Source organism: Streptomyces sp. NPDC026673, from assembly GCF_040638135.1.
GTDB lineage: Bacteria > Actinomycetota > Actinomycetes > Streptomycetales > Streptomycetaceae > Actinacidiphila.
In genome coordinates, this window is the sequence record NZ_JBEZXR010000072.1 from 18,094 (window position 1) to 43,790 (window position 25,697).

The 25,697-nt window shown below is 73.2% G+C and carries 22 protein-coding genes; 14 read left to right on the plus strand and 8 right to left on the minus strand.

Annotation, left to right across the window (positions count from 1 at the left end):
* The first annotated feature begins 154 nt into the window (after window positions 1-154).
* The 4 genes from kdpB (at window position 155) to AB0F62_RS33820 (ending at window position 5,320) form a co-directional block, all read left to right on the plus strand.
* The gene (kdpB, locus tag AB0F62_RS33805; protein WP_361808298.1) at window positions 155-2,314 is read left to right on the plus strand and encodes a potassium-transporting ATPase subunit KdpB; all 2,160 of its coding nucleotides are present in this window, start codon (window positions 155-157) and stop codon (window positions 2,312-2,314) included.
* Window positions 2,315-2,316: 2 nt separating this feature from the next.
* Complete coding sequence (locus AB0F62_RS33810; protein WP_361808301.1) at window positions 2,317-3,159, plus strand: potassium-transporting ATPase subunit C; 843 nt, start codon at window positions 2,317-2,319, stop codon at window positions 3,157-3,159.
* An 8-nt stretch (window positions 3,160-3,167) separates the two neighbouring features.
* The gene (kdpA, locus tag AB0F62_RS33815) at window positions 3,168-4,784 is read left to right on the plus strand and encodes a potassium-transporting ATPase subunit KdpA (RefSeq protein WP_361808304.1); all 1,617 of its coding nucleotides are present in this window, start codon (window positions 3,168-3,170) and stop codon (window positions 4,782-4,784) included.
* A 383-nt stretch (window positions 4,785-5,167) separates the two neighbouring features.
* Window positions 5,168-5,320, plus strand: coding sequence for a hypothetical protein (locus AB0F62_RS33820; protein WP_361808307.1), 153 nt, complete (start codon window positions 5,168-5,170; stop codon window positions 5,318-5,320).
* A gap of 70 nt (window positions 5,321-5,390) precedes the next feature.
* Here AB0F62_RS33820 and AB0F62_RS33825 read toward each other — a convergent pair whose 3' ends face one another.
* Both AB0F62_RS33825 and AB0F62_RS33830 read right to left on the minus strand, forming a co-directional pair.
* Window positions 5,391-6,398, minus strand: a complete 1,008-nt coding sequence (locus AB0F62_RS33825; RefSeq protein ID WP_361808310.1) for a CU044_5270 family protein — start codon at window positions 6,396-6,398, stop codon at window positions 5,391-5,393.
* Window positions 6,391-6,960, minus strand: a complete 570-nt coding sequence (locus AB0F62_RS33830; protein WP_361808313.1) for a sigma-70 family RNA polymerase sigma factor — start codon at window positions 6,958-6,960, stop codon at window positions 6,391-6,393. Before AB0F62_RS33830 ends, AB0F62_RS33825 begins: the two co-directional genes overlap by 8 nt.
* Before the next feature lie 371 nt (window positions 6,961-7,331).
* Here AB0F62_RS33830 and AB0F62_RS33835 point away from each other — a divergent pair, with 371 nt between their 5' ends.
* Entirely contained in the window at window positions 7,332-7,775 is a 444-nt protein-coding gene (locus AB0F62_RS33835) for a VOC family protein (RefSeq protein ID WP_361808316.1), read from the plus strand.
* A gap of 100 nt (window positions 7,776-7,875) precedes the next feature.
* Here AB0F62_RS33835 and AB0F62_RS33840 read toward each other — a convergent pair whose 3' ends face one another.
* Window positions 7,876-8,496: a TetR/AcrR family transcriptional regulator gene (locus AB0F62_RS33840; protein WP_361808320.1), complete on the minus strand. Its 621-nt coding sequence runs from the start codon at window positions 8,494-8,496 to the stop codon at window positions 7,876-7,878.
* A gap of 272 nt (window positions 8,497-8,768) precedes the next feature.
* Between AB0F62_RS33840 and AB0F62_RS33845 the strand changes: the two genes are divergently transcribed.
* The 3 genes from AB0F62_RS33845 (at window position 8,769) to AB0F62_RS33855 (ending at window position 11,348) form a co-directional block, all read left to right on the plus strand.
* Window positions 8,769-9,692: a LysR family transcriptional regulator gene (locus AB0F62_RS33845; RefSeq protein ID WP_361808323.1), complete on the plus strand. Its 924-nt coding sequence runs from the start codon at window positions 8,769-8,771 to the stop codon at window positions 9,690-9,692.
* A gap of 105 nt (window positions 9,693-9,797) precedes the next feature.
* A complete protein-coding gene (locus tag AB0F62_RS33850) occupies window positions 9,798-10,511 on the plus strand; it encodes an SDR family oxidoreductase (protein WP_361808326.1) in 714 nt (237 codons plus the stop codon).
* 201 nt (window positions 10,512-10,712) lie between these two features.
* Window positions 10,713-11,348 carry an ATP-binding protein gene (locus AB0F62_RS33855; protein ID WP_361808329.1) on the plus strand — a complete coding sequence of 212 codons (636 nt, stop codon included), beginning with the start codon at window positions 10,713-10,715 and terminating at the stop codon, window positions 11,346-11,348.
* Between the two features lie 139 nt (window positions 11,349-11,487).
* Here the strand turns inward: AB0F62_RS33855 and AB0F62_RS33860 are convergent, their stop codons facing one another.
* The 3 genes from AB0F62_RS33860 to AB0F62_RS33870 form a co-directional block, all read right to left on the minus strand.
* The gene (locus AB0F62_RS33860) at window positions 11,488-12,024 is read right to left on the minus strand and encodes a hypothetical protein (protein WP_361808332.1); all 537 of its coding nucleotides are present in this window, start codon (window positions 12,022-12,024) and stop codon (window positions 11,488-11,490) included.
* A gap of 5 nt (window positions 12,025-12,029) precedes the next feature.
* On the minus strand, window positions 12,030-12,773 hold the full coding sequence (locus tag AB0F62_RS33865; RefSeq protein WP_361808335.1) for a hypothetical protein: 744 nt from the start codon (window positions 12,771-12,773) through the stop codon (window positions 12,030-12,032).
* A 259-nt stretch (window positions 12,774-13,032) separates the two neighbouring features.
* Entirely contained in the window at window positions 13,033-14,301 is a 1,269-nt protein-coding gene (locus AB0F62_RS33870; protein ID WP_361808338.1) for an MFS transporter, read from the minus strand.
* A gap of 181 nt (window positions 14,302-14,482) precedes the next feature.
* Here AB0F62_RS33870 and AB0F62_RS33875 point away from each other — a divergent pair, with 181 nt between their 5' ends.
* Window positions 14,483-15,241, plus strand: coding sequence for a hypothetical protein (locus tag AB0F62_RS33875; protein WP_361808341.1), 759 nt, complete (start codon window positions 14,483-14,485; stop codon window positions 15,239-15,241).
* Window positions 15,242-15,260: 19 nt separating this feature from the next.
* Here AB0F62_RS33875 and AB0F62_RS33880 read toward each other — a convergent pair whose 3' ends face one another.
* The gene (locus tag AB0F62_RS33880) at window positions 15,261-16,094 is read right to left on the minus strand and encodes a class II fructose-bisphosphate aldolase (RefSeq protein ID WP_361808343.1); all 834 of its coding nucleotides are present in this window, start codon (window positions 16,092-16,094) and stop codon (window positions 15,261-15,263) included.
* 125 nt (window positions 16,095-16,219) lie between these two features.
* Here AB0F62_RS33880 and AB0F62_RS33885 point away from each other — a divergent pair, with 125 nt between their 5' ends.
* Entirely contained in the window at window positions 16,220-17,008 is a 789-nt protein-coding gene (locus AB0F62_RS33885; RefSeq protein ID WP_361808346.1) for a DeoR/GlpR family DNA-binding transcription regulator, read from the plus strand.
* A gap of 231 nt (window positions 17,009-17,239) precedes the next feature.
* Entirely contained in the window at window positions 17,240-18,154 is a 915-nt protein-coding gene (locus AB0F62_RS33890; protein WP_361808364.1) for a sugar isomerase, read from the plus strand.
* Window positions 18,155-18,237: 83 nt separating this feature from the next.
* On the opposite strand, the gene AB0F62_RS33895 is transcribed toward AB0F62_RS33890, so the two are convergent.
* Window positions 18,238-19,206 carry an RICIN domain-containing protein gene (locus AB0F62_RS33895; RefSeq protein WP_361808349.1) on the minus strand — a complete coding sequence of 323 codons (969 nt, stop codon included), beginning with the start codon at window positions 19,204-19,206 and terminating at the stop codon, window positions 18,238-18,240.
* A gap of 173 nt (window positions 19,207-19,379) precedes the next feature.
* Here AB0F62_RS33895 and AB0F62_RS33900 point away from each other — a divergent pair, with 173 nt between their 5' ends.
* The 3 genes from AB0F62_RS33900 to AB0F62_RS33910 are packed head-to-tail and all read left to right on the plus strand — an operon-like array spanning window position 19,380 to window position 25,664.
* On the plus strand, window positions 19,380-19,973 hold the full coding sequence (locus tag AB0F62_RS33900; protein WP_361808352.1) for a sigma-70 family RNA polymerase sigma factor: 594 nt from the start codon (window positions 19,380-19,382) through the stop codon (window positions 19,971-19,973).
* Window positions 19,970-21,145, plus strand: coding sequence for a hypothetical protein (locus tag AB0F62_RS33905; protein ID WP_361808355.1), 1,176 nt, complete (start codon window positions 19,970-19,972; stop codon window positions 21,143-21,145). The genes AB0F62_RS33900 and AB0F62_RS33905 overlap by 4 nt, the downstream gene beginning before the upstream one ends.
* Window positions 21,146-21,164: 19 nt before the next feature.
* A complete protein-coding gene (locus AB0F62_RS33910) occupies window positions 21,165-25,664 on the plus strand; it encodes an FtsK/SpoIIIE domain-containing protein (RefSeq protein ID WP_361808358.1) in 4,500 nt (1,499 codons plus the stop codon).
* The last annotated feature ends 33 nt before the right edge of the window (window positions 25,665-25,697 follow it).

The following is a 25,697-nucleotide window of genomic DNA, read 5'->3' on the forward strand; positions in this document are numbered from 1 at the left end:
CCGGGCAGGTGATGTCCCCGCGTCCCCCTGCCCGGAGGTGCGCCATGCCCGTTTCCGTTTCAAGAGGCCCGGTCCACGGGTCCCGATCCACAAGAAGAGAGAGTCCGGTGAGTGTGGAGTACACCGTCCGCCTGATCGTCGCGGAGGGCATCAGATGACCATCGCACCCGCACCCGTCAGACCGGACAGTGACAGCCCCGTCCTTCCCGCACAGGCAGCCGGAAAGCGCCGTGTCGGCGCCGGACTGCTCGACCCCGGGCAGCTGTGGCTCGCCCTCCCCGCGGCGCTGCGCAAGCTCAACCCCGTGACGCTGGTCCGCAACCCGGTCATGTTCGTCACCGAGATCGGTGCCGTCCTCACCACCGGGCTGGCCCTCGCCCACCCGACCGTGTTCGGCTGGCTGATCACGGTGTGGCTCTGGCTGACCGTCGTCTTCGGCAACCTCGCCGAGGCCGTCGCCGAGAGCCGCGGCAAGGCACAAGCCGACTCATTGCGCAGCATGCGCAAGCTGACCACCGCCCGCCGGCTGACGGAGGACGGCGAGAAGGTCGTGCACGCCATCGCGCTGCGCCGCGGCGACACGGTCGTCGTGGAGGCCGGGGAGACCATCCCCGGCGACGGCGACGTCATCGAGGGCGTCGCCAGCGTCGACGAGTCCGCGATCACCGGCGAGTCGGCACCTGTCATCCGCGAGGCCGGCGGCGACCGTTCGGCCGTCACGGGTGGCACCGTGGTGCTGTCCGACCGCGTCGTCGTGCGCATCACCCAGGAGCCGGGACACAGCTTCCTGGACCGCATGATCGGTCTGGTGGAGGGCGCCAACCGGCAGAAGACGCCCAACGAGCTCGCCCTGAACCTGCTGCTCGTCATGCTGACCTTCGTCTTCCTGGTCGCCGTCGTGACCCTCCAGCCCATGGCGATCTTCTCCAAGGGCTTCATGAGCGCCGCCCCCGACAGCGCCGCGATGACCGCCGACGGCGTCACCGGCATCGTCCTGGTGTCGCTGCTGGTCTGCCTCATCCCGACGACGATCGGCGCCCTGCTGTCCGCCATCGGCATCGCGGGCATGGACCGCCTGGTGCAGCGCAACGTCCTGGCCTCCTCCGGCCGCGCCGTCGAAGCCGCGGGCGACGTGAACACGCTGCTGCTCGACAAGACCGGCACCATCACCTACGGCAACCGGCAGGCGAGCGCCTTCCTGCCCGTCGGGGACGTCGAGCCCGAGCGGTTCGCCCAGTCGGCCCTGCTGTCGAGCCTCGCCGACGAGACCCCCGAGGGACGCTCGATCGTCTCCCACGCCCGCGAGCACTACGAGCTCTCCCACCACAAGGCGGACGAGATCGATCTGCCGGACGCCCGGTGGGTGGCCTTCAGCGCCACCACCCGCATGTCCGGGGTGGACCTCCCCGGCGGCAGGAAGCTGCGCAAGGGCGCCGCCGCCGCGGTCGCCGCCTGGGTCCGCGACGAGGGCGGCACTGTTCCGGCCGGCATGGACGTATACGTCGAGCAGGTGTCGTCCGCGGGCGGCACGCCCCTCGTCGTCGCCGAACGTCCCGCCGACGGGAGTCCCGCCCGCGTCCTGGGCGTCGTCCACCTCAAGGACGTCGTCAAGCCCGGCCTGCGCGAACGCTTCGACGAGATGCGCCGCATGGGCATCCGCACCGTCATGATCACCGGCGACAACCCGGTGACCGCCCGCGCCATCGCCGAGGAGGCGGGCGTGGACGACTTCCTCGCCGAGGCGACCCCCGAGGACAAGCTCGCCCTGATCAAGCACGAGCAGGCCGGCGGTCATCTCGTCGCCATGACCGGCGACGGCACCAACGACGCCCCCGCCCTCGCCCAGGCGGACGTCGGCGTCGCCATGAACACCGGCACGTCGGCCGCCAAGGAGGCCGGCAACATGGTCGACCTCGACTCCGACCCCACGAAGATCGTCGAGATCGTGGAGATCGGCAAGCAACTCCTCATCACCCGCGGCGCCCTGACGGCCTTCTCCATCGCCAACGACATCGCGAAGTACTTCGCGATCCTTCCCGCGATGTTCGGCGGCGTCTACCCCGCGCTCGACGCCGTGAACGTCATGCGGCTGCACTCACCCGCCTCGGCGATCCTGTCGGCCGTCATCTTCAACGCCGTCGTCATCGTCGCGCTGATCCCGCTCGCCCTGCGCGGAGTCCGCTACCGGCCCGGCAGCGCCGCCGCACTCCTCACCCGCAACCTGTGGGTCTACGGCCTCGGCGGCGTCATCGTGCCGTTCCTCGCGATCAAGCTGATCGACCTCGCCCTCGTCCAGTTCATCCCCGGGATCTGACCATGTCTCGCACCTCCACTCTGCCCCGCTGGGCGGCGCATCATCTCGCGGCCGTCCGCGTGGTGCTCGCGCTGACCCTGCTCGTCGGCCTGGCCTACCCCCTGGGCATGACACTGCTCGCCCAGGCGCCGGGCCTGCGTGACGCCTCGTCACGCGACACGCTCATCGGCAAGGCCTACACCGACTCCAAGGGCAACCCGGTGCCCGGCTACTTCCAGTCGCGCCCCTCCAACGCCGGCGACGGCTACGACACCGCGGCCTCCGGCGCCGGCAACCAGGGTGCCGAGAGCGTCGTCGACACCCCCGACAAGCTCAGCCTGCTCACCCAGGTCTGCGCGCGCAGCAAGGCCGTCGGCGAACTCGAAGACGTCGACGGCTCCCGCCCCTACTGCACCCCCGACGGCGTCGGAGCCGTGCTCGGCGTCTTCCGCGACGGTGGCACCACGGGCCGGGTGACCCGCGTGGTCAGCCTCAACCAGGCCTGCCCGGCCCGGCCGTTCGTCGGTTCCTATGAGCACGTCGCGGTCGGCTGTGCCGAACCCGGCGCCGACTACTCCCGCGCCGTCGTCACCCCCGTGCGCGGTGACGCCCCGGCCCGCCCCGAGGTTCCCGCCGACGCGGTGACCGCGAGCGGCAGCGGTCTCGACCCCGACATCAGCCCCGCGTACGCGGGCCTCCAGGCACCCCGGATCGCCCGCGAGCGGGGGATCGGCGAGGACACCGTGCGCGCGCTGATCGCGCGGTACACCACCGGCCGCGCCCTCGGCGTACTCGGCGAGCCCGCCGTCAACGTCGTCGAGCTCAACGCCGCCCTGGACCGCACCCACCCGACGCGCGGAGCGTGAGAGCAGACATGTACGGATGGATCCAGGCCTCCCTCGTCATCGCCGTCGTGGTCGGCCTCCACGTCCCCCTCGGCGACTACATGGCACGCGCCTTCGAAGGCGGCCGCCACCTCAGACCCGAACGCACCCTCTACCGCCTGTGCGGCGTCGACCCCGACAAGGAACAGAACTGGCGGCACTACCTGGGTGCCCTGCTCGCCTTCTCGGCCGTGAGCATCGCCGCGCTGTTCGCCCTGTTCACCCTGCAGGACAAGCTGCCGTGGTCGCTCGGCCGCGACGGCATGTCCTGGCGGCTCGCCCTCCACACCGCCGTCAGCTTCACCACCAACACCAGCTGGCAGAACTACGCGGGCGAGTCCACCACCGGCCACCTGGCCGTCATGGCGGGCCTGGGCACCCAGGCCTTCGCCTCCGGCGCGGTCGGCATCTGCGTCGCGCTCGCCCTCGTGCGCGGCCTTGTCCGACGCGACACCGACCGGCTGGGCAACTTCTGGGTCGACCTGGTACGCAGCACCTTCCGCGTCTTCCTGCCCCTCGCCGTCGTCTCGGGCATCGTCCTGATCGCCCTCGGCGTGCCGCAGCACCTGTCGGGGAGCGACCAGCTCGCCGCCCCCGTCGGCTCCTGGGAGTCCGTCAAGCTGATGTCGGGCGACGGCGGCGGTGTCTTCAACGCCAACAGCGCCCACCCGCTGGAGAACCCCTCGGCCTGGAGCAACACGCTCGAGATCGTGCTCATGCTGCTGATCCCGACCGCGCTGATCCGCACCTACGGCCGTCTCGTCGGCAGCCTCAGGCAGAGCTGGACGCTCCTCGCGGTCGTCGGCATCCTCTTCGGCCTGCTGCTGGCCGCCGCCAACCTCGCCCAGAGCGCCCACACCGGCACCGTCAGCGCCGCGGTGGGCGGACACACCGAAGGGACCGAGACCCGCTTCGGCGTCCCGGCGAGCACCCTGTTCGGGGTGTCCGCGACCGCCTCCGCGGACGGCGCTGCCAACGCCTCTTACGACAGCTTCTCCAGCCTCGGCGGCGGGGTCCTGCTGGCCGGCATGATGCTCGGCGAGATCGCGCCCGGCGGCACCGGGAGCGGACTGTACGGGCTGCTCATGGCGGTGCTCGTCGCCGTCTTCGTCGGCGGCCTGATGGTCGGCCGCACGCCGGAGTACCTGCGCAAGCGCATCGGCGCCGGCGAGATGCGCTACGTCGTGCTCTACGCGCTCGTCGCGCCCACCGCGATCCTGGTGTGCTCCGCCCTCGCGGTCGCCCTGCCCGGGGGACGTTCCTCGATGGGCAACCCGGGGCCGCACGGCCTGACCGAGCTGATCTACGCGTACACCAGCAACACGGCGAGCAACGGCAGCGCGATGGCGGGCTTCAACGGCGCCACCGACCTCCACAACCTGCTGATGACCGCCGCCATGCTGATCGGCCGCTACCTCCCGATGGTGTTCGTGCTCGCGCTCGCCGGGCGTCTGGCCCGGCAGCGGCCGGGCGTGGTCACGGTCGGCACCCTGCGCCCGCACGGCGTCAACTTCGTCGTCCTGGCCACCGGCGCCGCCCTCGTCCTCGCCCTGCTGAACTTCCTGCCCGCCCTGTCCCTGGGGCCGGTGGCGGAGGGACTGCTGTAGCGCCCACCGCTGGAGTGCCGACGGCGAGCCGTCCCGGGGTGTCAGGCTGAGCAGGTCACGAGGACCCAGTACTTCACCGTGACCAGCCTCGACGGCTTCATCGCCGACCGGGACAGCTCTCTCGACCGGCTCTTCGAGGTGGAGGGGGGAGGGCGTCGCGCGGTTCAGGTCCTTCTTCGCGGGTGTCGGCGCCTTCGCGATGGGCGCCACCACCTACGAGTGGATCCTGGAGCACGACCGGCTGCTCGAGCGGCCCGGCACGTGGACCGGGTACTACGGCACCATCCCGGCCTGGGTCTTCACCCACCGGGACCTGCCGGCGGTCCCCGGGGCGGACCTCACCTTCGTCCGCGGCGACGTCCGCCCCGTCCACGAACGAGGCCATGACCGCCGCCGCCCGGGGCCGGAACATCCGGCTCGTGGGCGGCGGCGAACTCGTCGGCGCCTTCGCCGACCGGGGACTCCTGGACGAGCTCGTCCTCGCGTTGCACCGGTCACCCTCGGCGCGGGCGCGCCGCTGCCGCCGAGACGGCTGACCTCGGCGCGGCTGCGGCTGACCGGCGTCGAGCAGGTCGGCCGGTTCGCGTATCCGACGTACGCCGCCGGTCACCCGGCGGAGAGGTAGTCGATGTAGAGGACGACGGCGGGGACCCTCACATTGAGCGCGCCGGCATCGGTGGTCAGCTGTTCGTCGTACGAGAGGAGGTCACCGCCGTGGGGATCGAACACGAGCGTCTGCACCTTCGGGAGACCTCCATACGACGAGGCCACCGAGAAGGCGTGCCCGGAGCGGCCCGCGCGGTCGGTCACCATGCCGCGGTACTCGACACCCCGCACCGCGGCCAGGGCCCGGAGCAGCGCGGCCCGCTGCACCGGGGAGAAGTGGTTGTCGATGTGCCGCTCGGCCACCGAGTCGAAGAACTCGCCCGCGCCGCGGGTCTCGTACCCGGCACGCAGCCAGCGCCCCATTCCCGCGGGATCGGCGGGAGGCTCCTGATTCCGGGGGTCGGCGGGGTCGGCCGGTCCGGTGGAATCCGAGGACTCCCGTGGTTCACCGCCGAGGGACCCGGCGTCCTCCCATGTCCTGCGTTGCTCCGCGGTCGCGAACCGCGGGGCGAGTGAACGGACGCGCCAGGTCTCCGATCCGTCCGGCCTCTTCCACGTCACCCTTCGCTCGGGAACGATCGCGGACGTGACCTGGATGCCGTCGACTCGGGTCGACAGTGACCAACTGTCCTGTACGAAGCGCTCCGTGCCGCCATTCGGCGAGTCGTCCGGCAGCTTCTCGACCTGGCGGGCGAGCGCCTCGAGCACGTCGCCGGCGGGCCCGCCGGGCCGGTGCAGCGCCAAGGGCTCCGGTGTCACCGCGTACGCCGGCTGGGCCGCCGGCCCCAGCAGTTCCGGAACCGCCAGGGCGGCGGCCGTCGCGGCCGCCGCGACGGCCAGGGCGAGTCCCCACCGCCGCGTCCCGGATCCCCCGGGCCGTGCCGTGCGATGCTCGCGCGGTGTCGTGAGGACCCTGTCCAGCAGGGCCCGGCGCTCGGGCGCGCTCAGCAACCCCGTTCGTCCCCGCGCCGGATCCATGGCCCGGAAGCCGCCGTCGACGTCACGCATCGGAACCACCCCATGTCATCCGCGGCCTCCCGGCCTCCCGCGCGCCCGGCGAAGGCAGCCCGGAGTCGGCGGTCTCCGCGACGCGTTGCCGCAGACGCTTGCGCGCCCGGTGCAAACGGACCTGGAACGTGGCCGACGAGCACCCCAGGGCGCGCGCCGCGTCCCTCGGCGCCAGTTCCTCCCAGAAGGCCAGCCGCAGCACCTCTTGGTCGGTAGCGCTCAGGCCGTCGAACGCCTCCGCCAGGTGCAGCCGGTCGGCGACACCACCCGCGTGATCGTCGACGTCGTGACGTGGCTGGGCGGCGAGGACCTCCGCCAACCCGGCACGCCGGCGGTCGGCGCGGCGCGTGTTGGCCAGAGTGCGCCGCGCCACGCCGTACAGCCACGGGAGCGGGCTCGCGGCGGGGGCTTCGCCGAATCTGCGCCACGCGACGAGGAACACCTCCGCGACGACGTCGCGTGCCTGGTCGGGGTGGATGCGACGGCGCACGTAGGCCTCGACCGCGTCGTACGTCTCCTGGTACACGCGGGCGAAGCGCTGCTCATCGGTTGTTGTGTCCACATCCCCTCCACCCTGTCCATGTCCGGAAGCGCGACCTTCTTACCGGGCGAGCCGAGATTTTCCGGGCGGGGTCGGATCTCCTCGCCGCTCGCCGCTCGCCGCTCGCCGCTCGCCGCTCGCCGCCCGTTGCGTGGCCGAGGCCCGGCTCGTCCCTTTTGACGTGCGGCCGACCGGTCGTCTAGGTTTTAGATGACCGGTCGGCTTATCGGGGGAGTCCGTCTCGGCCGGCCGGGAGCCGACACCGCCAACGCGGTGGCGGTGCCGCATGGTGCCGACCGCCCGGGAACCTGCGGGGTAGGGATCACCCGCGGACCAAGGCCGTCCGGCGTGCCCCCGCATGCCGACCGGGGCAAGGGAAAGGAGCAACCGCTGTGGACATGAGACTCGAGGTCGTGGTGGTGCCCGTCGCCGACGTCGACCGGGCGAAGGCCTTCTACGAAGGGCTGGGCTGGCGGCTGGACGCCGATTTCGCCACCGGCGAGGACTTCCGGGTCGTCCAGCTCACTCCGCCCGGCTCCCCGGGCTCGATCATCTTCGGCACCGGCGTCAGCTCGGCCGCGCCGGGCTCCGTCCAGGGCCTCTACCTGATCGTCTCGGACATCGAGGCGGCCCGCGAGGAGCTGGCCGGACGCGGAGTCGACATCAGCGAGGTGTTCCACGACGCCGGCGGGGTCTTCCACCGCGCCGGAACGGAAGGGCGGGTGCCCGGCGCCGACCCGGAGCGGCGCAGCTACTCCTCGTTCGCCTCGTTCAGCGACCCGGACGGCAACGGCTGGGTACTGCAGGAGATCACCGAGCGGCTCCCCGGCCGCTGACGGGTGTGCCTCCGGCGTCGAAGGACCCCGCGCCGCGGCCGGCCGGTCCGCGGCGCGAGGCCCTGCCGCGCTCGTGCCCTCACCCGGGGCGGTCGGCCCCTCAGGCGGAGGCGACGGCCTCCAGCGGGGCCTGTGCGCCCAGGATGGCGAGGCAGTTCGTCCAGAGCGGGCTGAGCCGTCCGGTGTCGTTGTAGAGCTTCGCGAAGAGCACCTGCCCCTCGAGCTGCGCGACGACGGACGCGGCGGCGGCATGCGCGTCCGTGACGGTGACCTCGCCGCGCTCACGCGCCTCGAGCACGACCGCCTCGACCATGTCCACCTGGGCGTCGAAGATCTCCTGCAGGCGCGCGCGGATGGACTCCGTCTGGTTGCTCATCTCCAAGGTGAGGTTGCCGAACATGCAGCCCGAGACGGTGCCGCAGGTCTGCTGGCCCGCGTGCTGGGCGGCCTCCGTGGCCTCGAACAGCCGGCGCATCCGCTCCAGCGGGGGTGCGTCGTCGCCGAGGATCCGGGTCCAGTCGCGCTTCTGCGCCGCCCAGTGCTCGTCGATGACGGCCAGGGCGAGGGCTTCCTTGGACTCGAAGAAGTAGTAGAAGCTGCCCTTGGGTACTCCGGCCGCCTTGCAGATCTCGGCCACACCCAAAGCGGAGTAGCCGCGCAGCTCGATGAGCGTCTGCGCGGCAGTGATGATCTTCTCCCTGGCGTCACTGGTGCGTCCCATGGCATCAGTATATGACCGATCGACTATTTCATGTCGAGCGGTCGGCTCAGGTCTCTTCGTCCGGTCGTACTCCCACCGTGAGAGCGGGGGAGCGCGATGCGCACCCGCCGGCGCGCCGTCCCCGGGCATGCGGCCTCCCACGCCCGCGGAACGGTACGGCGGAGCACCGCGGCGTGTCCGTGTCCCCATGCTGTCCGGTCGGCGCGCGGCGGGCCAGGACCGCTTTGCTCCCAGCTGGGAGGCGCAGGCTCCCACATGCGCCAGGCTCTAGCATGGCGGGCGTGGAGCTGCGTCAGTTGAGATATTTCGTGGCGGTGGCCGAGGAGCTGAACTTCGGGCGGGCGGCCGAACGGCTCCTGATCGCCGGGCCCTCCCTGTCCCAGCAGATCAAGGCCCTCGAACGCGACCTGGGGGTGCGGCTGTTCGACCGCGACCGCCGGTCCGTGTCGCTCACCCCCGCCGGCTCGTCACTGCTCCCGCACGTCCGCGCGCTGCTGGAGCGCTCCGACGACCTGGGGCGCCGCGCGAGGCAACTTGCCGGCTCCGAGGCGGTTCGGCTCGGGTACGTCAACTGGATCCCCGCCGATCTCGTGGCCCGGGCGTCGGCGGTCGCGCAACTGCACGTCGACGCGTGGATCGCGCCCTCCCACACGCAGGCCGCACGGGTCGCGGACGGCAGCCTCGACCTGGCGATCTGCTGGGTACGGACACAGGACCTGGAGCGGTACGGCCTGCGGGCCCGGCTCCTGGGCGCGGACCTGCTCTACGCCGTCTCCTCGGGCGCCGACGCCGGGCCCGTCCGGGCCCAGGACACCACCGTCCTCCTGGACGACGACACCACCTCCTGGCTGTCGTGGAACCTCTACGCGGAGGAACTCGCCCGCGACACGGGAGCGCACACGGTCCGCATCTCCGACGGCGGGGTCACCGGGACCGGCTTCTACGACCACGTCCGCCGCTGCGGCGGACCGGTGGTCAACTCCCCCAAGGGCCAGACCGCCCCGTTGCCGCCCGACCTGGTCAAGCGGCCGGTGCTGGCTCCCGAGGTCTACTGGACCTGGTCGCTGGTGTGGCGGAGCGACGAGGTGAGCGGCACGGTGCTCGCCGTGGTCGACGCCCTGACCGAGGGCGTGGGGGATTGCGGCATCCACGGCCCGGACGCCTGGCTCCCCGGCGGCGATCCTCACAGGCGGTAGATTTTTCCCTGATTAGCCGGAATTGTCGTCCGGTCCTTCGGGTTATAGGTGACCGGTCGGCTACTTCGCCGGCGCAACCCACCCCCCATTCATCGGGAGCAGGTCATGAGCGTTCAGGGTCAGAAGGTCGCGGTCGTCACGGGTGCGTCGCAGGGTATCGGTGCGGGTCTGGTGGCCGCGTACCGGAAGTTGGGTTACGGCGTGGTGGCCACGTCCCGGAACATCGCGCCGTCGGCGGACCCCGAGGTGGTGACGGTGCAGGGTGACATCGCGGACTGGGACACGGCGGAGCGGGTGATCGCGGCCGGTGTGGAGCGGTTCGGGCGGATCGACACGCTGGTGAACAACGCGGGGATCTTCGTGGCGAAGCCGTTCACCGAGTTCACCGAGGCGGACTACCGCGCGGTGCTGGGCGTGAACGTGGACGGCTTCTTCCGGATCACGCAGCTGGCGGTGGAGCGGATGCTGGAGCAGGGCGGCGGCCACATCGTGCAGATCAGCAGCGCTCTGGGCGATCAGCCGAGCGCCGCGGTCACGTCGGTGCTGGCCTCGCTGACGAAGGGCGGTCTGCAGTCGGCGACGAAGGCGCTGGCGATCGAGTACGCGACCCGGGGGATCCGGTCGAACGCGGTGGCGCTGGGCACGATCAAGACGCCGATGCACCCGGTGGAGTACCACGAGACGCTGGCCGGCCTGCACCCGATGGGGCGGATGGGCGAGATCGACGACATCGTCGACGCCGTCGTCTACCTGGAGAACGCGCCCTTCGTGACCGGCGTGATCCTGCCCGTCGACGGCGGCCAGAGCGCCGGCCGCTGATCCGCCCCGACTCCTGCCGTGGTGGAAGGCCCGGCCTCCCACCACGGAGGACGCCGGTCGTGGCGTCTCCCGGACCGGGGGCACACCGTGGAGTCAACGGAGGAACCCGCGCCGAGGGGCGTGGTGGATCCCGCGCCCCTGGCCGGATCCCGCGCCCCGGCGTTCCGCGAGCCGTCCGTCCCGCACCCGAACGAGGTCCACATGAGGACGCATGCATCACTCCCGCGCTCCGGCTGTCCGTTCCGGGACCGCCTGGGCCGATGGCGCGACGCCCTGTCCGGAGCGCCCCGCCCGTGCTCCGGCCGATGGGGGGAGCAGGGCGCCGTCCTGTGCTTCCCCGTCCCGGGCGACCCCCGCGAGGTGGGCATCCTGCGCCGGAAGGTGCGGTACGTCCTGGGTGGTCTGGGGGTGCCGGGGGAGGCGGCGGACGATGTCCTGCTGGCCGTCTCGGAGTTGGTCACCAACGCCGTCGTGCACGGCATGCCGCCGGCCGTGCTGCGGCTCGCCGTCGGCCGTGGGAGCCGCTGCCTGCGGATCGAGGTCACGGACGCGGGACCGTCCCGGAACGACCCCACCGCGAATGAGGCCCGGGACGAACACGGCCGGGGCCTGCAGATCGTCGCCGCACTGGCGTCGGGCCACGGCGTGACCGTCCGCCCCGACGGAACCACCTACTGGGCGGACATGGCCGCCGGACCACCGCGGCGCCGGAACGACGAACGGGAGCCCGTGAGGCCCGTCGCGGTGCTGGGGACGCTGGCCGCCGCGATGGCCGTGGCGGCCGTCGCGGTCGACGGCCTCCTGGAGTTCTTCGGAGGTCCTGAATCTGCGGCGTGACGTTGCCGGAGGCCGCCTTGCCGGGAGCCGCGGGCTGGTTCTCGGGGGGTGCGGTCCAGTGGCCGGTCGTCGCACAGGTCTCAGGGCAAAGGCGATCAGAGCGAGAGGTCAGGAGGGAGGGCCGCCGACCGCCGGCTGATCAGCCGACTCGACACGAGCCGCTGACTCCGGACGCGGGGGCGGCGGGACGGTGATCACTCCCCACCGCCCCCGCGGCGACGAGCTGGAACGCCTGCATGCCGTCCATGGGGGTGCCATCGGGATTCAGCCCGAACGCGGCCGCGACAACGGTGGGGAGATCGGCCTCGGGGACAGCGACGCGCAGCTCCGCGAGGACGTCGGCAAAGTCGGCGTCATCGATGGCGCCCAGGTACTCCTGGCGCAAGCGGTGGACGACCTCCACCAGCTCGGGCCGCAGCCGCATCCAGGCGCGGGACGTCCGGATCTCCTCCGCGACCTGGTCCATGAACCAGCGCATCACCTCGTACGGGATGTCCAGGTGCCGTCCTCGGGGATCGAAGCACACCGTCGGCTCGCGCGCCGGGTCCTCGTCGGGGATGACCGCGGTCACCACGGCCCGTTGCTCCCGGACGAGGTCCAGTTCCAGGTACCAGGCGTCGTCGGGCACGGAGTACATCGCAGTGATCGCGTAGTCGCGGCCGGGGTGCGTGACCATCGTTCTCAGGCTTTCAGGTCGATCGGCGGTGTGGTGTGGACCTCGGCGTCCGGGGCCAGTTGCAGGCCGGCCATGGCGAGGAAATCGGTGAGCTCGATCCAGCCGCCGTTGGTTCCGTCGTCCCAGCCGGTCCAGAGCCCCGACTCCTCGCCATCCCAGGTGTCGACGTCCTCGCTCGGATGCTGCTCGACCGTCCCCTCGCCGTGCCGGTACCGCAGGTACAGGTACTGACCCGTGGTCGTCCAGGCGTCCCACTGCGACGGGCAGCCCCCGCAGGTCTGCACCACCCGTGCGAGGGTCACATCCTCGTGCAGGTGGGCCTCGACAGCGTCCGGATACCGGTCGTGGGCGATGAGGAGGTCGTCCCCGAGGCCGAGCAGGCGGATGCGGCCGCTGGGGAACCGGAGCGTGAGGCCGGCCGTGAAGGCGACATGGCCGTCGTCGTAGTCGATCCGCCGAACCGACCGGATCGTCTGTCCGACAAACCGGGTCACCGGAACATCCGGCGCGTCGTCGATCACGGAGACGCTTCCCTGCTCCTCCACCGAGTACGGTCCGTGCGGCTGGTCGGCTCGCAGAGACACGCCGGTCGAGGGAGTGTGGAACAGCACCGGGCCCAGACCCTCCAGGTGAAGCCACAGGTGCACCAGCGACGGATCGTCGTCAGCGTGGTGATGCCGAGCCGTGGTCACCTTCAGCAGTCGCCTTCCGATCAGGTCGGCGGCGGACAGCTCCTCGTCGTCGATCACCCGCCGATGCTCGCACGGCTCCACCCGATGGACACGCGAATTCCCGACCGGCCGCCGTCGCCGGGACCCGTCCCGCCGACCGTTGCCGGCGACCCCGGTCGAGTGAAGCCGGCCGATATGCCTCGCGCCACACCTGTCGTGATGGCCACGGTGCCGACTCATGGCCACTGGGCTGCGAAGACTCCGTCGTGAGTCCGCCTCGGGATCGGCGGACTCCCGAGCACCGGACGTCCGCCCGCGCCACGACGGCGCGCGCCGGTCAGGCCGTGGGCCGGCTCGGGTCCCTGTCCTCGCTGAGGCCCGGCACCGTCGCGCCGGACCGGGGAAGCGCGCTCCGCACGGCGGGCAGCGTCAGGACCACGGCCGCCGCCGAGAGTTGCCAGACCGCGCCGAACCCCAGGACCCCCGCGGCGCCGAACAGCACGGACAGGGGACCGGCCGCGGCGAGCCCCACCGGGCCGAGGGCGAAGGCTCCGAAGGTCCCGTAGGCGCTGACCCGGGCGAGCGAGCCGGGCGGCACCTGGGACTGGGTGACCGTCGCATAGAGGGTGCCGCACACGGACGAACCGACGCCGGCCACCAGTGCGGCGGCGCAGATCCACGGCAACGGCCGCCCCGTGGCCAGGGCGGCCGACGGCATGGCCCAGCCCAGCGTGGCCGCCGTTCCGACGAGCAGTGGCCGGCGCGGCCGGCGGCCGAGCATCGCCGTGCCGCCCGCCACCGCCCCCGCCCCGTACAGGGCCATGACCAGCCCCCACGAGGTCGCCCCGCCGAGCCGGCGTTCGGCGACCAGCGGGCCGAGCACGAGGAACGGCGCCCACACGAACAGGTTGAACAGGCACACGTGCACCGAGGTGACCCACAGCCAGGTGCGGGAACGGAACTCGGTCCAGCCCTCCCGGAGTTCCGTGACGAAGGACGACTGGGTCCCGGACGGCCGGACGGCCCGGGGCAGCAGGAGCAGCGCCATCACGCTCACCCCGTAGCTGACGGCGTCCACGGCCAGGACGGCGGAGGCGCCCGCGGCCGCCGTCAGGAGGCCGGCGACCGCGGGACCCGCGATCGAGGCGGCCGAACGGGCGACGCCGAGCAGCGCGTTGCCGTCGGACAGGGCGTCGGCCCGCACGATGCGGGGGACGAGTGCGTCGAGTGCGGGGGTGAACAGGGCCTCGGCCGCGCCCCAGACGACGACCAGTGCGATCAGCGTCCCCATGTGCGGATCGCCGCCGAGCAGGACCAGGGCGAGACCGGCCTGGGTGAGGCAGCGGGTCACGTCCGCGGCGAGCATCACCTGCCGGCTGCCCCAGCGGTCGGAGAGGACGCCGCCGGCGAGCAGCACCAGCACGAGCGGCAGGATCCGGGCGGCGAGGACGAAGCCGAGTTCGGTTCCCCCGCCGCCGGTCTCCAGGACCGCGAAGGCCAGGGCGACGGACGCCATCGACGATCCGAACAGGGACGTGGCGTAGCCGATGAAGAAGCGGCGGAAGTCGCGTTCGCGCAGGACCGCGGGGCGGAGATCGAGAGCCATGAGCGCAGCGTGCAAGGCGCACACGGCGACACGCCAGGCCCTCGAAAAGAATTATTGAGTCTGGTCGCATCAACTTAGACTGCTTGCGGGTCGCGACGAAGCGCGATTTACTGCGGTCGATCTCGTCGATCGAATTATCGACGACAGTCAAGGTCGACGGGTGAAGGGGAGGGGGAGTGCCGTGAGCCGGCCGGTCGAGTACGCCGTCGCGGTGGACCGCTTCCTCGCCTCCGGTGGGCTGAGCGCCGCGTCGCGCCGGATCTACCGGATCGCCCTCACCACCTGGGCCTGGGCGCTGGTCGACCGGGAACCGCCCGTCGGTGAGGGACGCCGCAACGCCGTGCCGCCCGCGGTTCCGCTCGTCCTGCTCGACGCACCGCACACCGCGCTCCGGCTCCGGGACGCCTTCGCGGCGCGGTCCGCGGCCGTCGGGGCCCGCACCGCCAACCGGGAACTGTCCGTCCTCGGCAGTGCCGTGACGTGGTGGCGCGCGCAGGGCTGGCTGTGCCAGGACCCCACGGACGGCCTGCGGGCCGTGCCCGTCCCCGCGGCGGGCGGCGCGGCGGCCGGACTCGACGGCGGCCTGGTGCGCGACGTCCTCCGGCTGCCGGCCCCGCTGCGCGAGCAGACGTTCTGGCATCTGCTCCACGACACGGGAGCGCCCATCGAACGGCTTCTCGCGCTCGACGTCGACGACCTCGATCTGCCCGGCCGCCGTACGCGCGAGCGCGGGGAGACGCCGTTGCGCTGGGGCGGGGAAACGGCCGGGCTGCTCCCCCTGCTGACCCTCGGCCGCGTCGACGGGCCCGTGTTCCGCACCGGGCGCGGACGGCTCTCGTACCGCCGTGCGGCCGAGCTGTTCACCGCCGCCACGCGCCCCCTCGACCCGCGCGGGCGCGGCTGGACGCTGCGGCAGTTGCGGGCCGCGGGGCGGCACTGACCCGTTCGGGCGGGCGGTGTCAGCCCAGGACGCGCAGGGCGCTCTCGACCGCCGCGGCCATGTGGGTGCGCGCGGTGGACAGGTAGCGGCGCGGATCGACGGTGGCGGAGTCCGTCGCGAGGAAGTCGCGGACCGCTCCGGTGAAGGCGATGTTCAGGGCCGTGCCGATGTTGATCTTGACCATGCCTCCGGCGACGGCGCGGCGCAGTTCCCCGTCGGGGACGCCGGTGGAGCCGTGCAGGACGAGTGGGACGGGAACCGCCCGGCGCAGCCGTGCGATCAGCTCGTGGTCGAGCCGCGCCGTACGGGTGGTCATGGCGTGTGAACTGCCGACGGCGACGGCGAGGGCGTCGATCCCGGTCGCGGCCACGAAGGCGGCGGCCTCCCCGGGGTCGGTGCGGGCGCCCGGGGCGTGCACACCGTCCTTGCCGCCGATCTCGCCGAGTTCGGCCTCCAGCCACAGGCCCTGGTCGTGCGCCCACTGCGCGGCGGCCCGGGTGGCGGCGATGTTGCGGTCGTGGGGCAGTGCCGAAGCGTCGTACATCACCGAGCCGAAACCGCAGTCCGCGGCGCGGCGCAGCAGGGCGTCGTCGGTGACATGGTCGAGGTGGAGCCCCAGCGGGACCGCCGCCGAGTCGGCGACCGCGGCTGTCGCGCGTGCGATCGGGGCGAGGGAACCGCCGTGGAAGCGGACGGCGTTCTCGCTGATCTGGCATATCGCCGGCCGCCCTGCGGCCTCCGCCCCGGCGGCGACCGCCTCGGCGTGCTCCAGGGTGATGACGTTGAACGCTCCTACGCCGCGCCCGTCGGAGTGCGCCGCCCGGACGAGTTCGGCGGTGGGGACCAGCGGCATGACGTGGCGACCTCTCGGTAGAGTGACGTTGCGCGAAGATGATGATTCGACCTGGAAAAAGCGCAGAAAACAGCGCCGCATGCGTGGCGCCCAGGTCGGTGCACCCACACACAGGAGGCGAAGAGATGGCGGGACCCCAGGCCCGATGGAGCGCGCTGCTGGAGATGCTCACCCGGGACGGACGCGTCGAGGTCGAGCCCGCCGCGGCCGAACTGGCCGTCTCCGCCGCCACGATCCGCCGCGACCTCGACGAGCTGGCCCGGCAGAACATGGTCACGCGCACCCACGGCGGCGCGGTGATCAACGCGATCGCCTACGACCTGCCCCTGCGCTACAAGGCCGCCCGCCATGCGCCGGAGAAGGAGCGCATCGCCCAGGCCGCGGCCGCCCTGGCGAAGCCGGGCACCGTGGTGGGGCTCAACGGCGGCACCACGACCACCGAGGTCGCCCGGGCGCTCGCCGCGCGCGTCGACCTCGCCGACAGCGGTGCCGAGACCGCCCTGACGGTCGTCACGAACGCCCTCAACATCGCCGGTGAGCTGGCGGTCCGGCGCCACGTCAAGCTGGTGGTGACCGGCGGCGTCGCCCGCCCCGCCTCGTACGAGCTCATCGGGCCGCTGGCCACGGAACTGCTTGCGGAGATCACCCTCGACCTGGTCTTTCTCGGTGTGGACGCCTTCGACGCCACCCATGGAGCGGCGGCCCAGCACGAGGGGGAGGCGAGCATCAACCGGGCGCTCGCCCGGCGCGCCCAGCGGGTCGTGGTGGTGGCCGACGCGTCCAAGCTGGGGAAACGGGCCTTCGCGCGGATCTGCCCGGTGGAGGACGTGGACGTCCTGGTCACCGACGGGAACGCAGCGGCCGAGCTCATCGATCCCTTCGCGGCGGCCGGCGTGGAGATCGTCCGCGCCTGACCGTGGCTGCCGTCCCATGGGCCACCCCCTTCCTCGGCCGTCCGTCATGAAGCAGCGTGCAATTTTCTGCAGGAAAATTGCTAGAGTCGAGCAACTTCACACATGATGCTCGACGGGGCGTGCCGGGTGTCAAGGGCCGCCGGACAGGGACGGAGTCCATCCATGAGCCAGAGCCAGAGCGAGAGCCGGTCCGAGACGGGGAACGGGACCGGGGTGGGGAGCCGGTCCGCGATGGGCAGCCGGACCGAGATCGAGACGGCGACCCAGCCCGACTGCTGGCGCCGCGCCATCGCCCTCGCGGCCGACGGGGAGGCCCCGTGGCGGGCCGCGGTGCCCCGGCCCGGGGAGCGGGTGGCCGTCGTGGGCTGCGGCACGTCCTGGTTCATGGCCCACGCCTACGCCGTGCTCCGCGAGACCGCCGGCCAGGGGGAGACCGACGCCTTCGCCGCTTCGGAGACGCCCACCGGACGCCGCTACGACCGGGTCGTCGCCCTCACCCGTTCCGGCACCACGACCGAGGTGTTGGAGGTGCTCACCCGGCTGCGCGGCACGACGCCCACGGTGGCCGTCACCGCCGATCCGGCGACGCCCGTCATGGAGCTGGCCGACGCCGCGGTGGTCCTGGACTTCGCCGACGAGGCATCGGTCGTCCAGACCCGCTTCGCGACCACCGAACTCGTGCTGCTGCGCGCCCTGCTGGGCGAGGACCTCGACGGTCTGCCGGGCGAGGCGGAGGCGGCGCTCGCCGCCCCGCTCCCCGCAGGGCTGCTCGAGACCGAGCAGTTCACCTTCCTCGGCCGCGGCTGGGCCTTCGGCGTCGCGCAGGAGGCGGCGCTCAAGATGCGGGAGGCGGCGGGCGCCTGGACCGAGGCATACCCGGTCATGGAGTACCGGCACGGCCCGATCAGCGTCACCGGGCCCGGACGGGTGGCATGGTGGTTCGGCGACCCCGCGGACCTCCCGGCGGGGCTGGCGGGGGAGATCGCCCGCACCGGCGGACGCCTCGTGGCCCTGGGCCGCGACCCGCTCGCCGACCTGGTCGTCGTCCAGCGACTGGCCGCCGCGCTCGGCGCCGCGCGCGGCCTCGACCCTGACGCGCCCCGCCACCTGACGCGCTCGGTGGTCCTCGCGGACGGCCGGGGCTGACGGCCGGGCCGGCGCCCGTGCGCCGGAACGCGAATGCCGTCCCCGCCCCGAGGAGGGGCGGGGACGGCATCACGTGAGGACCGTCAGAACTTGGCCCACTTCTGGTTCGGCGTCCCGGAGCACGTCCACAGCTGGAGCGGGGTGCCGCTGGACGTGCCCTTGTCGAGCACGTCGACGCACTTGTCCTTGACGGTCAGGTCGTTCGAGGTGTTGAGCCTGAACTGCTGGGCCCAGCCGCCGTTGCAGCGGGCCAGCTGTATGACCGCACCGTTTGTGAACGAGGCGCCGGCCAGGTCCATGCACATCCCGAAGGAGCGGATGGTCCCGTCGGAGCGGAAGTCCCACTTCTGCCAGGCACCGCCGTCGCAGTTCTGGATCTGCAGGCGGGCGCCGTCGCGACCCGTGCTGCTCTTCGCGCCGCTGACCGCGATGCAGCGGCCGCTCTGCACGCTGCGGATCCGCACGCCGGGCACGGTGGCGGTCTGCTGCGTCTTGGTGGGCGTCGGCTGGCCGGCCGACGAACCGGAACCAGAACCGGAACCGGAACCAGAGCCCGACGAACCGGAACCGGAACCGCCGGAACCCCCGGTGGCGGAACCGCCGCCGCCGGTCGCGCTGCCGCCGGAGCCGCCGGTGCCCAGGTTCGGCAGACCCCCACCGGTGCTGCCGGCACCGCCCGCGGAACCGCCGGCGTTGGGCCGTCCCTGGGACCCTCCGGCCGGAACGTTGCCACCGGCGGCGGGCGAGCCCTTGGAGCCCGTCGTACCGGGCGAGGCCGGCAGGACACCGCTCTGGGAAGCGCTCGGCGAACCGGCCGCCACGGGGTTGCCCTTGCCGCCCTTGTCGGGCAGGAGATCGATTCCCGCCATCAAGGGAACGACCAGCACCGCGCAGCCGACGACGGCCGTCGTGGTCGCGAGGACGCTCCACGCCCGCCGGTCCGGGAGGAGCCTGCGCCGGGGAAGGGCGGGGCGTCGGGCGAATGTGTCCGCGAAACGGGGCGATGCCCCGTCGAGAACCTCGGGGTCCCGTGGTTCGGGATGGGGAGGCACGTGGTCTCCTGTCGGCTCGGTTAATCTGCCGGGAAGCGTAGGGCGCGCGTCCGCCCTTCGATTTCGGCAAGGTGAACAGTAGTTTAAAATTTCACCAAGTATGTCGTCGAATGATCGAATATGCGCCAACACTGTGGTCGGAGCATCTCGTTCAGCAGCTTAATCTTTGCTCCATGTGTGTGAACGAGTCCGAGTGCCGTGAGGACGAGGCCGCGGCCCTCGCGGGGCACGACACCGGCGGCGCCGACGAGCGCAGTGCTGTCGCCAGCCTGATCATTGCCGAGCGGGACAGCCTGCGGCGGTTCGTCACCGGTCTCATGGGGCGTGACGTCCATGCCGCGGAGGACGTCCTGCAGGAGACCCTGCTGCGCGCGCTCCAGCGGGCCGGACGGCTGGACGTGCACGAGCGGCCGGTCCGCATGTGGCTCTTCCGCGTGGCCCGCAACCTCGTGGTCGACCACCGCCGCCGCGACCGCGCGGTGCCCGTCGGCATCACCGCCGCGGACTTCGCGGGGACGGCGCTCGAGCACTCCGGCGACCACGCCGGTCTCGTCGAGGACCGCTCGGTCCTGCTCGCCGCGCTGAGCGCCCTGCCGCCCGCCCACCGCGAGGCGGTGGTCCGGGTGCACGTGCTGGACCAGACCGGAGCGGACGCCGCCGCCGAGATGGGCGTGCCGCGGGGCACCGTCAAGTCGCGCACGCACCACGGCGTGCGCGCGCTGCGCGCGGAGCTGGAGCGGCGCGGACTGAACGGGGCCGCCGCGTGAGCGCCGCCGCCGGGTGGTTCCGGCTGATCGGCCTCGTCGGACTTCTGATCCTCGTCGTCGTCGTGGCGCACTGGCTCGTCCGCCGCAAGGGCGGCTGGGGCGCGCTGCGCCGCCGGGTCGTGCGCGAGCTGACGACGGCCGCCCGCGCCTTCGCCGCGCCCGTCCGCACGCAACTGCGACACCGCAGCGGCCTGCGGGTGCTCGCCCGCCTGCTCCGCGACACCTCCGGCTGGACGGACGCCGCGACCGCGCTGCGCCGCGCCGCCGCCGAACGTCCCGGCGCCCGGCCGTACGCGGTGCTGCTCGGCACCGACGTCGTCGGCGTCTACGTCGCCCACGGCCACGGCGAGGGCGCGTTGCCCGAACCGTGGGCCCGCGACGCCGCCGAACCGCGACTGTGGTGGATCGGCCGCGCCGACCTCGGCACCGAACCCGGGACCGGGCACGGCGGCGAGGCCCCCGTGCTGGTCTGCCTCGGCAGGGCCGGCGCCGACGCGGTGCTCCTCGACCTGACGGCGGTTCCCCCGGCGGTCTCCGTCACCGGTGAACGCCGCACCGCCCGCGCCGTCCTCCAGGCCCTCGCCGCCCAGCTCGACGCCCGCCTCCCCGCCGGTCGCGTGGTGGTCGGCGCCGGGGTGCACCCCCGGCACGACGGCCCCACCGACGTCTACGAGGGTCCCGGCACCGGCTACGCCGTCAGCGCCGAGGCACCGGAACGCAACCGGCCGGCCGGCGTGCGCCTGCTCACCCTGGGCGTGGCCCACCACACCACCCTGATCCTGGAAGCGGACCGGGACGGCCACCTGCGCCTGCACGGCGGCCCGCCCGCCCTCACCGTCGACGCGCTGCCCCTGGCCCGCGCCGTCGCCCGGCTGGTACGCACCCTGCCTCCCGTCCCCGGGGACGACGGTGGCGCCGGTCCGCGTCCGCCGAAGTCCCTCGGCACGCCGTCGGCCGACGACGACCTCGTCGAGACCGGGCTCTCGCCCACCGCCATGGCCGTCTCCGCGACCGCCCCCCGTCCCGAGCCCACCCCGGCCCCGACCGCCACCGTCCCGGCCCCCGCCCCCGCCGCCACCGAACACGGCGACGAGGACGGCGACCTCGCCGAGCCGACCGCATTCGGACCGGCGGGCGTCTCCGCCGCCACCGCACGCTCCTCGTCCTCGTGACGCCCGAACTGGGAAGACCGTGAACCTCACCATCACCACCGTCGACGGCGCGGACGGTGCGCGCCGCGACCACCTCGTAGGGTTGCCCCCGCGCACTACCGTCGCGGACCTCGCCGAGGCCGTGGACGGGACGCGCGCCCGCGACCTCTACCTCGACGGCCGCCGGCTCGACCCGGACGCGCCCGTGACCGCGGCGGGACTGCGCGAAGGCGGCGTCCTGGGCCTCGGCGCCGCCGGCACGGACCCCGACCGGGTACGGGCCGGCGCCGACACCGACGCCGGCCCGGTGCTCGCCGAGGTCCACGTGGTCTCCGGGCCGCAGGCCGGGCGCACCTGGCTGCTCGGGTTCGGCAGTCACGAGATCGGCTCCGGACCGCTGTGCGCGATCCGCGTCGAGGGCCAGGGCGTCCCCGAGGGCGGGCTGTGGGTGACGGTCGGCGCCGACGGCTCCGCCCACTGGCACCGCACCCGCACCTCGCCCGGCGACGAGGTGCGCGGCCGGGTCGCCGCGCCCCCGCCGGACGACGCGGTCACCGCGCTGCGCCGCACCCGCCCGCAGCGGGTCACCACCGAGCGGACCGCCGCCCCGGGCCAGCAGCCGGTCCCGTGGGGGCCCGGCGAGGACCTCACCGTGGGCTCCGTGCTGCTGCGGATGAGCGCGCCGGTCGAGCCGGACGCCGCCGTCACCGAGTCCGCGGACGGCTTCGGCATCGACTACAACCGCCCGCCGCGGATCGCCCCGCACCTGGACGGCGAGCGCGTCCGGCTGCCCTCGCCGCCCTCGGCCCCGGCCAAGCGGCCCTTCCCCGCGGCGATGATGATCGCCCCGGTGATCATGGGCTTTCTCATGGTCGCCATCTTCAAGTCGTACTACTTCGTGGCCTTCATCGCCCTCGGCCCGATGATGATGGTCTCCAACTGGGTCACCGGCCGCCGCACCGCCCGCAAGGACTACGAAGAGGCGGACCGGCAGTACAACCGGCGGCGCGTCGTGGTCGAGGACGGGGTCCGCGAGGCCGTCGCCCGCGAGCGCCGGGTACGCCACGTCACCGGCCCCGACCCCGCCGCCGTCGCCCTGATGGCCACCGGGCCGGGCAGCCGGCTGTGGGAGCGGCGCCGCCACGACCCCGACCACCTCGTCCTGCGCCTCGGCACCGCCGACCAGCCCTCGCTGCGCGAACTCGAGGACCCCGCGCGCGACGAGAACCACCGCACCATCCGCTGGAACATCCCCGACGCGCCGATCGGCGTGGACCTCACCGGCCACGGCGTGGTGGGCGTGGCGGGCCCCGCGGCCGAGGTGCAGCCGCTCGCCCGCTGGATGGCGGTGCAGGCGGCCGTCCTGCACAGCCCCCGCGACCTGCGGATCGTGCTGCTCACCGAGCCGGGGCGCGCCGACGACTGGGCCTGGGTGCGCTGGCTCCCGCACGTGCGGCCCGCGGCGCCCGGCGGCCCGCTCGTCCTCATCGGCAACGACCCCGAGTCCACCGCGGCCCGCGTCTCGGAACTGGTCGCGCAGATCCAGGTGCGCAAGCGGGCCTCGAACCACGACCGCAACGCCGCCCTCATCGGCCCCGACATCCTGGTGATCGCCGACGGAGCCCGGCGGCTGCGCGACGTCCCCGGCATGGTCCAGGTCCTCACCGAGGGCCCGGCCGCGCGTGTCTTCAGCGTCTGCCTCGACGAACAGGAGCGGCTGCTGCCCGAGGAGAGCACCGGAGTGGTGCTCGCCGAGGCCGGCCGGCTCACCGTCAAGCGCCCCGGCACGCCCGACGTCCCGGCGGTCCGCGCCGACCAGGTCACGCCCGAGTGGTGCGAGCAGGTCGCGCGCGCCGTGGCGCCGGTCCGCGACGTCAGCCCCGAGCACGACGCGGGACTGCCGCAGCGCGTGAAGCTGCTCGACCTGCTCGGCCAGGAACCGCCCAGCGCCGACACGATCCTGGAGGGCTGGCGGTCCCGCCCCTCCACCACGTCGTTCGTGCTCGGCAGCGGCTTCGAGGGCCCGTTCTCCCTCGACCTCGTCCAGGACGGCCCGCACGGACTGGTCGCCGGCACCACCGGCTCCGGCAAGTCCGAACTGCTGCAGACCTTCGTCGCCTCCCTCGCCGCCGCCAACCGGCCCGACGAGCTGACCTTCGTCCTCGTCGACTACAAGGGCGGCAGCGCCTTCAAGGAGTGCGCGCAGCTCCCGCACACCCTCGGCATGGTCACGGACCTCGACGCGCACCTGGTCGAACGTGCCCTGGAGTCGCTGGGCGCCGAGCTGATGCGCCGCGAGCACGTGCTCGCCGCCGCCAACGCCAAGGACCTCCCCGAGTACCAGGCCAAGCGCGCGGCCGACCCCTCGCTCGCGCCGCTTCCCCGGCTCCTGCTGGTCATCGACGAGTTCGCCACCCTGGTGCGCGAGGTACCGGACTTCGTGCCCGGCCTCATCAGCATCGCCCAGCGCGGCCGGTCGCTCGGCATCCACCTGGTCCTGGCCACCCAGCGTCCCGCCGGTGTGGTGACCGCCGACATCCGGGCCAACACCAACCTCCGGATCGCGCTGCGGGTCACCGACCAGTCCGAGAGCCAGGACGTCATCGACGTCACGGACGCCGTCGACATCTCCGCCACCACCCCCGGCCGCGCCCTGGTGCGGCGCGGCCCGAAGTCCGCGGAGCCCTTCCAGACCGCCTGGGTCGGCGCCGAGCGGCCGCGGCCGCGGACCGAGGAGGAGACCGAGGCCGACAGCGGCGCCCGCAAGCCCGTCGTCGCGTCGGCGCTGTCCTGGGACGCGCTCGGGCGGGCCGCGGCCCCGGTGGCGTCCGAAACCGTCCTCACCCAGAGCGCCCAGGCGCCCGCCCCCACCGATCTGCAGGTCCTGGTCGACGAGATCCGCACGGCCGTGGACCGGCTGGAGGACTACACCCCCCAGCCCAGCCCCTGGCTGCCCGCGCTGGAGCGCCGGGTCCTGCTCGACGACCTCGACGCGATGAACCCCGTCCGCGAGGGACGCCTGCTCATCCCGTACGCCCTGGAGGACGTGCCGCAGCTGCAGCAGCGCCACGTCGCCGCCGCGGACCTCAGCAGCTTCGGCCACCTGTACGTGATCGGCGCGCCCCGGTCCGGCCGCACCCAGGTGCTGCGCACCCTGGCCGGCTCCGCCGCCCGCCACCAGAGCACCGCCGACGTGCACCTCTACGGCATCGACGCGGCCGGCGGCGGCCTGGCCGCGCTCACCACGCTCCCGCACACCGGTGCCGTCGTCCCCCGGCACGACACCGAACGGCTGGAGCGGCTGCTGCGCCGCCTCAACCAGGAGCTCGTCAACCGCCAGGAACTCGCGCAGCAGCACAACGCCACCGGGATCGGCGAACTGCGCAAGGCGCTGCCGAAGGCGGAGCGCCCCGCGCACATCCTGCTGCTGGTCGACGGCTGGGACGCCCTGTCGGCCATGCTCGACGAGCACGAGTACACCCACATGTACCAGGACATGGTCCGCCTGGTCCGCGAGGGTGCCGGTGCGGGCATCCACTTCGTCGGCACCTCGGAACGCTCCCTGCTGGGCGGCCGCATGGCGGCCCACAACGACCACCGGCTGCTGCTGCGGCCCGGCGACCGCTCCGACGTCCAGACCATCGGCATGAAGCCCGGCAAACTGCCCGCGGACATCCCGCCGGGCCGCGGTTGGCACGTCCTGACCGGTACCGAGACCCAGGTCGCGCTGCTCGCCCCGGGTGGTGGCACCGAGCAGGTCGAGGCGCTCCGCAAGATCGGCGCCGCCGCGCTCAAGCGCGACGCGCGGGTGCCGCAGGCACGGCGCCCCTTCTCGGTGGCCTCGCTGCCGCGGTCGGCGGAGTTCGCCGACGTCTACGACAAGGTGCCCGCCGAGCAGCGGCGCCCCCTGTGGGGCCTGCTGGGCATCGGCGGCGACGAGGCGGAGCCGGTCGGTGTGGACCTCGCGGGGGCGTCCGCGGTGTTCGGCGTCATCGGCCCCACCGGCTCAGGACGGAGCAACACGCTCGCCTCGCTGGCGGTCTCGCTGCTCGCGGGCGGCACCTCACTGGTCGTCCTCACCCCGCGCGAGTCCCCGCTGCGCGGGCTCAGCCGGCACACCACGGTCCGCGTCATCACCGACACCGAGCCGACCGAGGAGGCGGTGCGCTCGGCGCTCGCCGCGCTGCCCGGACCCCGGGTGGTGATGGTCGACGACGCCGACCTGCTGTCGATGTCCGGCGCCGACAAACTCCTCAAGGAGATCACGGTGTCCGGCCGCGACCAGGGCCTCGGCCTCGTCTACGCCGCGACCGCCGACGGTATCCAGGGCGGTATGAGCGGCTGGATGTCCAGCGCCCGCAAGGCCCGCCGCGGGCTGCTGCTGGGGCCGAAGAGCATCACCGAGGGGGATTTGATCGGCGTACGGCTCCCGCACGCCATCACACGGGTCGCACCCCACGCGGGCCGCGGCTGGACCGCCGGGCGGGGCAGCGAGGTGATGGCGCTGCAGGTGCCGCTGACCTCGCTCCGTACGGAGTGACGCCCGTGCCGTGGTCCGCACCGGAGTGCGGAC